The sequence below is a fragment of the Streptomyces sp. NPDC001828 genome (assembly GCF_042892175.1).
GTDB lineage: Bacteria > Actinomycetota > Actinomycetes > Streptomycetales > Streptomycetaceae > Streptomyces.
This window is the reverse complement of record NZ_JBIATV010000010.1, coordinates 187044-199000: the sequence shown is the minus strand read 5'-3', so window position 1 is coordinate 199000 and position 11957 is coordinate 187044. Positions and strand designations below refer to the sequence as shown.

Below are 11957 nucleotides of genomic sequence, written 5' to 3'. Positions count from 1 at the left end.
CGGTGCGCTTGTACGACTAACCCTGGGTAATGCTCGGCCGAGCCGGGGAGCCCGGACCGGGCCGAGCGCCGGAGCGGGATGTGCGGCCGTACCGGACGTGGGTCGCGGCGGGGTTCGCGGCCGTGCGGAGTGTCCGTGCGGAGGTGTGTCGCGGCGGGTGCGCGTCAGTCCCGTTCGCACACGAAGATCGCGGTCCCGGGGATCAGATTGCCCCGCAGCGGGGACCAGCCGCCCCATTCCTGGGTGTTCCAGGACGGCCATTCCGGCTCGATCAGGTCCGCCAGGCGGAAGCCGCCCGCCACCACGTCCCGCACCCGGTCGCCCAGCGTGCGGTGGTGCTCCACGTAGACCGCCTCGCCGCTCTCGTCCTGCTCGACGTAGGGCGTGCGGTCGAAATAGGAGGCCGCGACGGACAGGCCCTCGGGGCCCGGCTCGTCCGGGAACGCCCAGCGGATGGGGTGGGTGACCGAGAAGATCCAGCGGCCGCCCGGCCGCAGCACCCGGCGCACCTCTCGGAACACCTTCACCGGGTCCGCCACGAAGGGGACCGCCCCGTACGCCGAGCACGCCAGGTCGAAGGACCCGTCCGCGAACGGCAGGGCGCCGGCGTCCGCCTCGATCAGCGGGAACGTGCCGCCGTCGATGCGCAGCGCGTGCTGGAGCTGGCGGTGCGAGAGGTCGAGGGCCACCGGGCGGGCGCCCTGGGCGGCCAGCCAGCGCGAGCACTGGGCCGCGCCCGCGCCGATCTCCAGGACGTCGAGGCCCTTCAGGGACTCCGCCGGGCCGAGGAGCCGGGCGTCCGCCTCGTCCAGGCCCTCGGGTCCCCAGACGAACCGGTCGTCGCCGAGGAACGCTCCGTGGTCGGTCTGGTACTCGTCGGCGTTGCTGTCCCACCAGCCGCGGCTGGCCCGGCTGCTCTCCGTGTCCCCGGCGGTACGCCGGGTCGCCTGCGGCTCGAAATCGGGCCTGTCCTCGGACTCGTACGCTTGGATCTCTTGGCTCATCGTGTCCGTCGTTGTAGTTTGCGCGGAACGCGACCTCGTGTTCGCGAAGGGTTCTCGAAAGAGGTCTGCGGGGCCCATCGTGGCCTCGGGGAACCTTAGTTGTGCCGGTAATGCGGGGATCCGCCCCGGGTGTGCGCCTTCGCGCATTGACCGTGTCCGGCTGCCCCCGTATGCTACAAGTTGCGCTGCGAGCCTGCGCACCTCAGACGTAGCAGGCGCGCTTCCATCTGTTGTATGTCCCCTCGGTTGTCGAGGCGCCATCCGGACCGACCCGGATCGGCGCTTCCCAGGCTGTCCGGCTTCTGCAGAGGCGATACGGGCTCTCGGCGTGGCAGTACCTACGACTTTCTGTCCGTAACCGGAGCCCTTTCCCACATGACGAGCAGCACCGAGACCACCGCCACCACCCCGCAGGTTGCGGTCAACGACATCGGTAACGAGGAAGCCTTCCTCGCCGCGATCGACGAGACGATCAAGTACTTCAACGACGGCGACATCGTCGACGGCGTCATCGTGAAGGTCGACCGGGACGAGGTCCTGCTCGACATCGGTTACAAGACCGAAGGTGTGATCCCGAGCCGCGAGCTCTCGATCAAGCACGACGTCGACCCGAACGAGGTCGTCAAGGTCGGCGACGAGATCGAGGCCCTGGTTCTCCAGAAGGAGGACAAGGAAGGCCGCCTGATCCTCTCGAAGAAGCGCGCTCAGTACGAGCGTGCCTGGGGCACCATCGAGAAGATCAAGGAAGAAGACGGCATCGTCACCGGTACCGTCATTGAGGTCGTCAAGGGTGGTCTCATCCTCGACATCGGCCTCCGTGGCTTCCTGCCGGCCTCCCTCGTCGAGATGCGCCGCGTCCGCGACCTCCAGCCCTACGTGGGCAAGGAGCTCGAGGCGAAGATCATCGAGCTGGACAAGAACCGCAACAACGTGGTCCTGTCCCGCCGTGCCTGGCTCGAGCAGACCCAGTCCGAGGTTCGCCAGACGTTCCTCACCACCCTGCAGAAGGGTCAGGTCCGCTCCGGCGTCGTCTCCTCGATCGTCAACTTCGGTGCCTTCGTGGACCTGGGTGGCGTCGACGGTCTCGTCCACGTCTCCGAGCTCTCCTGGAAGCACATCGACCACCCGTCCGAGGTTGTCGAGGTCGGCCAGGAAGTCACCGTCGAGGTCCTCGACGTCGACATGGACCGCGAGCGTGTCTCCCTGTCGCTGAAGGCGACGCAGGAAGACCCGTGGCAGCAGTTCGCCCGTACGCACCAGATCGGGCAGGTTGTCCCCGGTAAGGTCACCAAGCTCGTTCCGTTCGGTGCGTTCGTGCGCGTCGACGAGGGCATCGAGGGCCTGGTCCACATCTCCGAGCTGGCCGAGCGCCACGTGGAGATCCCGGAGCAGGTCGTCCAGGTCAACGACGAGATCTTCGTCAAGGTCATCGACATCGACCTCGAGCGTCGCCGGATCTCGCTGTCCCTGAAGCAGGCCAACGAGTCCTTCGGTGCCGACCCGGCGTCGGTCGAGTTCGACCCGACCCTGTACGGCATGGCCGCGTCCTACGACGACCAGGGCAACTACATCTACCCCGAGGGCTTCGACCCCGAGACCAACGACTGGCTCGAGGGCTACGAGACCCAGCGCGAGGCGTGGGAGGGCCAGTACGCCGAGGCGCAGTCGCGCTTCGAGCAGCACCAGGCCCAGGTCATCAAGTCCCGCGAGGCCGACGAGGCCGCCGCTGCCGAGGGCGCTGCCGCCCCGGCCGGTGCCCCGGCGGGCGTCTCCGGCGGTTCGTACTCCTCGGAGTCGGACGACAACTCCGGCGCCCTGGCGTCGGACGAGGCGCTGGCTGCCCTGCGCGAGAAGCTGGCGGGCGGCCAGAGCTGACGCTCTGACCCCAGCTGGTAGATAGCTGAAAGTAAGGCCCGCTCCCCATTGGGGGGCGGGCCTTACTTCATGAAGGGCCGCTCGCCATGGGGGAGCGGCCCTGTCGCGTTGCGGTCGGCACGTCCCAACTCCCCTGGCGGGCAAGCCGGTTGTGCGCCAGGGGGCGCCCTTTCCGCGAAAGCGGTGTGGCCGGGAATGCACGCGTGTCGGCGGTCGTTCTTCCTGATGAACACGAGGAGGAGCGGTAATCGTGCTTGATCCGCAGAGTTTGTACGAATGGGAGCCGAAGGGCCTCGCCGTCGTCGACATGGCGCTCGCGCAGGAGTCGGCCGGCCTGGTCATGCTGTACCACTTCGACGGCTACATCGACGCGGGTGAGACCGGCGAGCAGATCGTCGAGAAGCTCCTTGACACGCTGCCGCACCAGGTGGTGGCCCGCTTCGACCACGACCGGCTCGTCGACTACCGCGCCCGCCGCCCGCTGCTGACGTTCCGGCGCGACCGCTGGACGGACTTCGAGGTGCCCGCGCTGGAAGTGCGCCTGGTGCAGGACGCGACGGGCGCGCCCTTCCTGCTGATGTCGGGCCCCGAGCCGGACGTCGAGTGGGAGCGCTTCGCGCTCGCCGTCCGGCAGATCGTCGAGCGCCTCGGCGTGCGCCTCTCGGTCAACTTCCACGGCATCCCCATGGGCGTGCCGCACACCCGCCCCGTCGGCATCACCCCGCACGGCAACCGCACGGACCTGATGCCCGGCCACCGTTCGCCGTTCGACGAGGCGCAGGTGCCCGGCAGCGCCGAGTCCCTGATCGAGTACCGCCTCATGGAATCCGGCCACGACGTCCTCGGCGTCGCGGCCCACGTGCCGCACTACGTGGCGCGCTCGGCCTACCCGGACGCGGCACTGACCGCCCTGGAGGCCGTCACGGCGGCAACCGGCCTGGTCCTGCCCAGCGTTGCCCACGGCCTTCGCACGGAGGCGCAGCGCACCCAGACCGAGATCGAGCGCCAGATCGGCGAGGGCGACGAGGAACTGGTCAGCCTGGTACAGGGACTTGAGCACCAGTACGACGCGGTGGCGGGCGCGGAAACCCGCGGCAACCTGGTCGCCGAACCGGCGGACCTGCCGTCGGCGGAGGAGCTGGGCCGCGAGTTCGAGCGCTTCCTCGCGGAGCGGGAGGGCGACGCGTAAGGCCGGCCGCACGCGGAGGGGGGCTTCGGCCTCCTTCGGAGGTGGTGGGCGCCGCGCAGGGGCGGGCGCCTAGGGTCTGTCCGGCGGATCTGGTCGCCGTCGGCGGGCTTCGGCTTTACGCCGCAGATGGGCGTGCCAGACCCCCGCATCCCAGACAAGATCCGCCGGACAGGCCCTAAGCTTCCGCTCATGCTGAAGGTGGGCCTGACCGGCGGTATCGGCGCCGGCAAGAGCGAAGTGTCACGGCTGCTCGTCTCGTACGGAGCCGTACTGATCGACGCGGACAGGATCGCGCGCGAGGTCGTCGAGCCCGGAACACCGGGCCTCGCGGCGGTGGTCGAGGCGTTCGGACCCGGCATCCTGTCCACGGACGGCACCCTCGACCGCCCCGGTCTCGGAGCCATCGTCTTCTCCGATCCGGAAAAGCTCGCGACCCTGAACCGGATCGTGCACCCACTGGTCGGGGCACGTTCCGCGGAGCTGGAAGCCGCCGCGGGACCCGACTCCGTGGTCATCCACGACGTCCCCCTCCTGGCGGAGAACGGGCTGGCGGCGCTGTACGACCTGGTGGTCGTCGTCGACACGGCCCCCGAGACCCAGCTCGACCGGCTCGTGCGCCTGCGCGGGATGACGCCCGAGGAGGCCCGCGCCCGCATGGCCGCCCAGGCCGACCGCGCCCAGCGCCTCGCCGTGGCCGACGTCGTCGTCGACAACGACGGCCCCCTGGAGGCGCTGGAGCCGCAGGTGCGCAAGGTGTGGGCGGACCTGGTGGAGCGGGCGGGGCGATAGGGATCGCTCGGCGAGGCCTGCCCCCGGCCGGCCGGGCATGAAGGCGGGGCAGCTGGCTCACGCGCGGGGGAGGCCCACCGCCGGCGCGTAGGCGAACCGTATGGATTCCCTCATCAAGCTGGGTTTCGCCGGCTTGGCACGTCGCTCGTGGCCGGTGCGGATTACGATCCGAAACGTGCTCTTCGTACTGGCGGGTTTCACGGTGATCGGCGGTCTGGTGGCGCTGGTCGCCGGGGCATACGGGCTGCGGGAGAACCGGCGTGCCGAGCGGGCCGGAGCGCTCGCGTGGGCGCTGGTGAAGCGGGCCCCGCAGGGCGCGACCCGGCCCCTGCTGCAGTTCGAGACGGCCGACGGCCAGGTGCTCGAACTCCCCTCACCGGTCCCGCCGAGCCGCCGCGAGCCGCTCCCGCCCGGCAGCAGTGTGCGGCTGTCCTACGACCCGGCGGATCCGCGCACCGTGGTGCTCCTGGGCCGTCAACGCACCGCCCTGGACCGGGCGTTCATGGCCGCGGGCGGGACGATCGTGCTGCTCGGCCTGACCCTGGCGGCGGCCGCGCTCTGAGCCGTACCGTCCGGGCACGATCGTCTTCGCATGCGTACGGAATACCGGAGCTGGGCATGGCGTTGACATCGCGCAGCGAGGGAAAGGACAGGCACGTGGCCGAAAGCACCCCCGAGACACACGTCATCGACTACCGCGCGGCCGAGCAGCTCCTGGCCGCCCGGGACCCGCGTGGTGCCGTGAAGCTCCTCGACTCGGTCATCGCGGCCCACCCCGAGAACACGGCGGCCCGCCTGCTGAGGGCCCGGGCCTTCTTCGCCGCGGCCCAACTCCGTTCCGCCGAGCTGGAGTTCCAGCTCGTTCTGGAACGCGAGCCGGACAACGCCTTCGCGCACTTCGCGCTGGCCCGCACCTATGAGCGCGAGGCCCGCCCCGATCAGGCCAAGCGCCACTTCCGGCTGGCCGCGGCCCTGGACCCGAAGCCCGAGTACCTCGCGGCGGCGCGGTTCGACGACGAGGCGGGGAGCGGCGAGAGCGCGTAGCGCGGGCTGCCCCGGGGATCTCGCCAGGGCCTCACGGCATGCGGGTGCGGGGCGGCTCGTACGGGGGGACGTCGCGGCCCGGCTGGTAGTGGGGGCCCTGCCGGATATGGCGGATGATCATGAACAGGTCGACGACGATCACCGCCGACAGCGCCGCGCAGGCCGCCATCCACCCCGGCCGCCCCTCCAGCGCGAAGCCCGCCGTGCCGCCCAGAGTCCAGACCAGGCCCCAGATGCTCAGCCACAGCCGCATCCGCAGGGGGCTGCGGGCGGTGGCCGGTTCGTTACCGGTACGCAGCATGATGATCGCCTCTATAGGGGGTGTACCCGCTGGGGCGGAAGTGAAAGCCACGGGGCGCCGCGACCTGTCGGGCGATACCTGGCGTGACAGGTCCCGTGCCAGGTGTGACGGACGTCGGGCGGGGCCGGGCGGCGCGTCCGGAAAGCGGCGGCGCGGGAGGAACGCGGTGGCTAGTGTGGCGCGCATGCCGCTCCCCGATGACCTCCCCGAGACGCTGCTCGACCTCGCCGTACCGCACGAGGACATCAACGAACTGACCGCGCTGGCAACGCGGTTCACCACCCAGCCGGAGCTCGGCGAACTCCTCGAGCATGCCGCGCGGACACTCGTCCAGGACCTCGGCACCATCGGCATCCGGCCCGAACCGCCCACCCTGCCCGAGGGTCTTGGCGACGACCTGGAGCGCTGGTTCCCGGTATACGTCGCCGTCGCCGCGCTGCCGTACACGTGGGCGTACCACCGCGAGCACGGCATCCCCGACGACGTCGCCCGCCGTACGCTCGCCGACCTCGGGCGGCACATCGCGCTGCACCACCGGCGGCGGGGGTGGGGCGGTCTGGCCGTGCCGGGCTGGCTGCGGCTGCACTTCCGGGGGGAGCTCTACCAGCTCGGCCGGCTCCAGTTCCAGCGCTCACGGCTGGGCGAGCGTACGAGCCTGGCCCTTGGGGAGGCGGGCCTCGACGCGGAGCCCGGCGACCCCTGTCTGAACCTTCATATCCCGGACTTTCTGGGCCCGTTGACGCCCGAGGCGTGCGCCGAGTCCCTCGTCCGGGCCCGGGAGTTCTTCGCGCGGTACTTCCCCGAGGAGCACTACCGGGTGGCCGTCTGCCACTCCTGGCTGCTCGACGAGCAGCTGCGCGCTCATCTTCCGCAGAGCTCCAACATCGTGCGCTTCCAGGGTCTGTTCCGTACCGCGTACAGAGACGACAAGCCGTCCGACGGCGAACCCGTCGGCTTCGTCTTCGGCGATCCCGAGCTGCCCGTGGCAGGGCTCCCGCAGCGCACCTCCTTGCAGCGCGCGGTCGCTCGCCACCTCCTGGACGGCGGCCACTGGTACGCAGGCCACGGGTGGTTCGAGCTGTAGGCGGGGCGGGCCGGAACCGGCCCGCCTTCCCCCGCGTGCCGGGGTGGAACGGCTCAGTGCACGAAGCTGTAGCTGCGCCACGGCAGGGCCCGGGGGGCCACGTTGTTGGCGAGCCTGCTGCCGAGGTAGACGGTGTCCTTGCCGGTGCAGTTGGGCGTCCGGTACATCACCATGTCGACCAGCGTGTTGTTGTACACCTGGGTCGTGCCGGACGGCGGGAGCCGGTGGCAGCCGCGCACCCCCGGGCTGGTCAGCGTGACCGCCGTCTCGGGCCCGATCGCGTACGAGACGGTGCCGACGGCCGTGCGCCCCAGGCTGGAGCAGGCCGTGGTGGCGAGGGCGAGCAGCACGGCCCCGGCCGCGACGCGCTGGTGGCGACGGCGGCGCGAGGCCGGGTTGGGGGACTGGGACGCGGGCACGGACATGAGCGGTCCTCGTCTGTACGGCATGGCTGCGGCGGTCAGTGTCGCCAGCCTGCCCCGTGCCCCGGCGTCCGGCATCCGGTGCGCCGCCCGGATAGCCCGCCCGGGCGACCGGACGCCGAGCAACCGGCACTTCTCCCGTGTTCTCCGGCCCCCGGAGATCCGCACCCCACACTTCGCCGCTGCCTTGTGTGGTCCGCACACATCACCCCTGGGGCCGCGCGCTGCCTAGCGTCTACGCGGACAGGGACGCGACCGGCCGTCGGGCCGGGTGCGTGGAGCACGGCGGCCCGGCCCCGTCCGGGGGTGGCCGACGAGGTGTCGAGGCAGAGGGGGACCGGATCGTGCGCCATGGACAGCGTGCCGGGTGGGGAGTGGCCGCCGCCGTCGTCGCGGTGCTGGCGGGGCTGCTCGGCGGGGGCGCCACCGCGAGCGCGGCGGGCCCCACCGCGTATCCCGCTCACCTCTCGCTGGAGGCGAGCTACGGGGCGGGCACCGTCACCAACGGCTGGGAGAAGGTCGAGCGCTTCCGCGACACGACCGCGGGCTTCTCGACCGGCGCCGCCGAGGGCTATCCGCCGGACGGCCGCGGTGACCAGGACGGCGTACGCGTGACGTACTTCGGCGGGGTCGCGCGCCCGACGTCGGACCGCTTCCTGCTGTACTCGGCGCCCGGCTGGAACACCGGCGCCAAGACCGTCCCGGTGCTGCTCGTGCACGGCGCGAACGACACCGCCGACCGGGCCTGGGCCAACCCGGGGGAGTCCGGCGGCTACGGCTGCGGCGCGCTGTCCTGCCCCACCACGGGACTGATGCAGTACCTGTCGGCGCGCGGGCAGCGCGTCTTCGCCATCGGGTTCGCCCACAAGCAGGGCGACAACCTCATGCAGGCGCAGGCCGTCGGCGACGCCGTCGCCGCCGTCAAGGCCAAGCTCGGCGTCACCAAGGTGGACCTGGTCGGCTGGAGCAAGGGCGAGATGTCGGCCCGCGCCTACGTGTCGTCGCTGAAGCCGTCCTGGGGGCGGGCCTACGCCGGGGACGTACGGAAACTGATCACGCTCGGCGGCCCCAACGGCGGCTACGACTACCCGTACGCGCACGGCTGGGCGCACGACTTCTCCATCTGGCCCGAATGCGGCGGCAAGATCAACGCGCCGTCGCCGCACACGAAGATGACCTGCTACGGCACGTACACCGCGCACCCCGAGTACTCCATGACGCCCGCCGCCGGATACGACGACTACCCGGGCCAGCGCCAGATGCTGGCCCGCTGGGACTCGGTCTACGGCGTCGACCAGTCCGCCCAGGACTGGTACACCACCTACTACGGGGGCCAGGGCTTCTACACGGCGGGAGACGGCATCCAGAAGGCGGTTGACAGCGGATCGCTCGTGGCGCCTTTGCAGCGGGCCGGGGTGCCCGCGTCCGTCACCACCTATCTGCTGGCCGGAGCCACCCCGAACGTCGTCGGCATCGTCAACGAGAACCGGGGCCCCAGCGACGGAGTCGTCTTCATCTCCAGCGCCCTCGACACCACCGGCATCGCCACCGTGGGCGCCACCGCCACCGTGGCGGCCGCCAACCACCTCGAACTCGGCTGGAACAGCACGTCCGCCGCCCAGGTCGCCGCCTGGCTCGCATTCCCCTGAGGAACCACCGATGCGCACCCCGCACACCCGCCGTGTGGACACGGCCCGCCTCACCCAGCAGATCCTGGAAGCCGAGCCCGACCCGGCCTTCGAGGGCCCGCGCGAGACCGTCGTGTTCGTCCACGGCAACGTCTCGTCCTCGGTGTTCTGGCGCGACACCCTCACGGCGCTCCCCGAGCGCTACCGGCCGATCGCGGTCGACCTGCGCGGCTTCGGCGGGAGCGACCCGCTGCCCGTGGACGCGACCCGGGGCCTGCGCGACTACGCGGACGACCTCGCGGCGCTCCTCGACGCCCTGCATGTGGCCCGCGCACACTTGGTGGGCTGGTCCATGGGGGGTGGCGTGGTGCTGCAGTATCTGCGCGACCGGCCGTCCGCCGTGGGGTCGCTCACCCTCGTCAACCCGGTCTCGCCCTACGGCTTCGGCGGCACCCACGGTGAGGAAGGCCTGCTCAACGCGCCGGACGGGGCCGGCTCCGGAGGCGGTACGGCCAACCCCGACTTCGTACGGCTGCTGCGCGCGGGCGAGAGCGGCGAGAGCTCCCCGCTCTCGCCCCGCCAGGTCCTCGCGACCTGCTACGTCAAGCCCCCGACGCGGCCCGCCCACGAGGACGACCTGGTCGCGTCCATGCTGACGACCCGGGTGGGCGACGACCACTATCCGGGCGACAGCACGACGAGCGACAGCTGGCCCGGGGTGGCACCCGGCAACCGCGGCGTCCTCAACTGCCTCGCCCCGACGCACTTCCGCATCGACGACCTGCACACGCTGCCCGTCCTGCCGCCGGTGACCTGGATCCGGGGCGAGGACGACGTCATCGTCTCCGACACCTCCCTGTTCGACCTCGCCCACCTCGGCGCGACCGGCGCCCTGCCCGGCTGGGACGGCACCCCCGCCCAGCCGATGCTCGCCCAGACCCGGCACGCACTGGGTCTTTACGCGCGGGCCGGCGGCAGGGTACGAGAGATTGCGTTGCCCGGAGCCGGGCACGCGGTCCATGTCGAACGTCCCCGGGAATTCGGCGCGGCACTGCTCGAAACCCTGTCGGAAGGCGCACCAACCTGATGGAACCCATCCGTACGACCCGTCATGGCGCGGTGCGCGGCAGACTCGTCGCCGACGACGTGGCCGCCTTCCTCGGCATCCCGTTCGCCGCGCCCCCCTTCGGGGAGGCACGCTTTCGCGCGCCGGGGCCCGCGGCCTCCTGGGACGGGGTGCGCGACGCGCTCTCCTACGGGCCGAGCGTGCCGAGGGCGCCCTACGCGCCGCCCTTCGACGTGCTCATCCCGGACGAAGGACCCCAGGGCGAGGACTGCCTCAACCTCAACATCTGGACCCCGCACCCGGCCCCCAGCAGCGGCCTGCCGGTGATGGTGTGGATCCACGGCGGAGCCTTCGCCAACGGCTCCGGATCCGCCTCCGCGTACGACGGAAGCACCTTCGCGCGCGATGGCGTGGTGTACGTCAGCATCAACTACCGGCTCGGCGCCGACGGCTTCCTGCGGCTGCCCGGCCGGCCGGACAACCGCGGCCTGCTCGACCAGATCGCCGCCCTGGAGTGGGTCCGCGACAACATCGAGGCCTTCGGCGGCGACCCCGGCCAGGTGACCGTCTTCGGAGAGTCGGCGGGCGCCATGAGCATCGGCGCGCTGCTCTCCATGCCCCGCGCCCGGGGACTCTTCCGGCGCGCGATCCTGCAGAGCGGCGCCGCCCACCACTTCCTGCGGCCCGCTTCCGCCGACCTGATCACCGCGCGGCTCGCCGAGAAGCTCGGCATCGGTGCGACGGCTGAGGAGTTCGCCGAGATCCCCCTGGAGGAGCTGCTGCCCGCCCAGGCCGCACTGCGCGGCGAGGTCGGGGCCCGCCCCGACCCGGCCCTGTGGGGCGAGGCGGCGCTCAACATGATGCCGTTCGAGCCCGTCCTCGACGAGCTGCCGCTGCCCACGGCGGACTGCGGCGTGGAACTCCTGGCCGGCAGCAACCGAGAGGAGTACCGGCTGTTCCTGGTGCCGACCGAACGCCTCGACGTGCTGCCGCAGCCCAAGCTGCGCGCGGCGACGGCGGCCTACGGCCTCGACCCCGACAAGGCGCTGCCCGTGTACGCCGAGCGCCGCCCCGAGGCGGTGCCCGGCGAACTGTTCGACGCGGTCACCACCGACTGGTTCTACCGGATCCCGGCCCTGCGCCTCGCCGAGGCCGTGCCCGGCTCCCACGTGTACGAGTTCGCCCACCGGTCCCCGGCCCTCGGCGGCCGCCTCGGGGCCTGTCACGCCTCCGAGCTCGCCTACGTCTTCGACCGGCTCGACGACCCGACTTACGCCCCGATCCTGGGCGAGGGGCCGCCGCAAGCCCTCGCGGACGCCATGCACGGCGCCTGGGTGGCCTTCGCGAAGACCGGCGACCCGGGCTGGGCGCCGTACGACCGCGAAACCCGCACGACCCGGGTCTTCGACAGCGTGCCGAGCGTCGAGAGCGACCCGCGCGGCGAGGAACGTGCCTTGTGGGAGGGGGTGCGCTGAGGCCGTGAGGCCCATTGTCAGACCTCGCCCGTAAGGTCGTAGATCAGTCGCGGACCACGCGACGGACCACGACCGTGCGG

At 71.6% G+C, this 11957-nt stretch carries 12 protein-coding genes; 9 read left to right on the top strand and 3 right to left on the bottom strand.

Annotated features, from left to right (window positions below; translation table 11 throughout):
* Positions 1–164: 164 nt before the first annotated feature.
* Positions 165–1004 carry a class I SAM-dependent methyltransferase gene (locus tag ACFYZA_RS26640; RefSeq protein ID WP_388493112.1) on the bottom strand — a complete coding sequence of 280 codons (840 nt, stop codon included), beginning with the start codon at positions 1002–1004 and terminating at the stop codon, positions 165–167.
* Positions 1005–1379: 375 nt separating this feature from the next.
* On the opposite strand from ACFYZA_RS26640, the gene rpsA reads away from it, so the two are divergent.
* The 5 genes from rpsA to ACFYZA_RS26615 all read left to right on the top strand — a co-directional run bounded on the left by rpsA (position 1380) and on the right by ACFYZA_RS26615 (position 5901).
* The gene (gene rpsA / locus ACFYZA_RS26635) at positions 1380–2879 is read left to right on the top strand and encodes a 30S ribosomal protein S1 (RefSeq protein ID WP_100574468.1); all 1500 of its coding nucleotides are present in this window, start codon (positions 1380–1382) and stop codon (positions 2877–2879) included.
* 250 nt (positions 2880–3129) lie between these two features.
* The gene (locus ACFYZA_RS26630) at positions 3130–4068 is read left to right on the top strand and encodes a PAC2 family protein (RefSeq protein ID WP_382588938.1); all 939 of its coding nucleotides are present in this window, start codon (positions 3130–3132) and stop codon (positions 4066–4068) included.
* Positions 4069–4257: 189 nt separating this feature from the next.
* The gene (coaE, locus tag ACFYZA_RS26625) at positions 4258–4857 is read left to right on the top strand and encodes a dephospho-CoA kinase (protein WP_388493109.1); all 600 of its coding nucleotides are present in this window, start codon (positions 4258–4260) and stop codon (positions 4855–4857) included.
* Positions 4858–5032: 175 nt separating this feature from the next.
* The gene (locus tag ACFYZA_RS26620; protein ID WP_388493108.1) at positions 5033–5419 is read left to right on the top strand and encodes a DUF3592 domain-containing protein; all 387 of its coding nucleotides are present in this window, start codon (positions 5033–5035) and stop codon (positions 5417–5419) included.
* 56 nt (positions 5420–5475) lie between these two features.
* A complete protein-coding gene (locus ACFYZA_RS26615; protein WP_382588932.1) occupies positions 5476–5901 on the top strand; it encodes a tetratricopeptide repeat protein in 426 nt (141 codons plus the stop codon).
* Positions 5902–5932: 31 nt separating this feature from the next.
* Here the strand turns inward: ACFYZA_RS26615 and ACFYZA_RS26610 are convergent, their stop codons facing one another.
* Complete coding sequence (locus ACFYZA_RS26610; protein ID WP_382588930.1) at positions 5933–6202, bottom strand: DUF6343 family protein; 270 nt, start codon at positions 6200–6202, stop codon at positions 5933–5935.
* 184 nt (positions 6203–6386) lie between these two features.
* Here ACFYZA_RS26610 and ACFYZA_RS26605 point away from each other — a divergent pair, with 184 nt between their 5' ends.
* Positions 6387–7286 (top strand): acyltransferase domain-containing protein, encoded by a 900-nt coding sequence (locus tag ACFYZA_RS26605; protein ID WP_388493106.1) that lies wholly within the window; start codon positions 6387–6389, stop codon positions 7284–7286.
* Positions 7287–7339: 53 nt separating this feature from the next.
* Here ACFYZA_RS26605 and ACFYZA_RS26600 read toward each other — a convergent pair whose 3' ends face one another.
* Positions 7340–7711: a hypothetical protein gene (locus tag ACFYZA_RS26600; protein WP_382588926.1), complete on the bottom strand. Its 372-nt coding sequence runs from the start codon at positions 7709–7711 to the stop codon at positions 7340–7342.
* Between the two features lie 341 nt (positions 7712–8052).
* On the opposite strand from ACFYZA_RS26600, the gene ACFYZA_RS26595 reads away from it, so the two are divergent.
* The 3 genes from ACFYZA_RS26595 to ACFYZA_RS26585 are packed head-to-tail and all read left to right on the top strand — an operon-like array spanning position 8053 to position 11877.
* Positions 8053–9357: an esterase/lipase family protein gene (locus ACFYZA_RS26595; protein ID WP_388493104.1), complete on the top strand. Its 1305-nt coding sequence runs from the start codon at positions 8053–8055 to the stop codon at positions 9355–9357.
* 10 nt (positions 9358–9367) lie between these two features.
* Positions 9368–10423 carry an alpha/beta fold hydrolase gene (locus tag ACFYZA_RS26590; protein WP_388493102.1) on the top strand — a complete coding sequence of 352 codons (1056 nt, stop codon included), beginning with the start codon at positions 9368–9370 and terminating at the stop codon, positions 10421–10423.
* Positions 10423–11877 carry a carboxylesterase/lipase family protein gene (locus ACFYZA_RS26585; RefSeq protein ID WP_388493101.1) on the top strand — a complete coding sequence of 485 codons (1455 nt, stop codon included), beginning with the start codon at positions 10423–10425 and terminating at the stop codon, positions 11875–11877. Before ACFYZA_RS26590 ends, ACFYZA_RS26585 begins: the two co-directional genes overlap by 1 nt.
* The last annotated feature ends 80 nt before the right edge of the window (positions 11878–11957 follow it).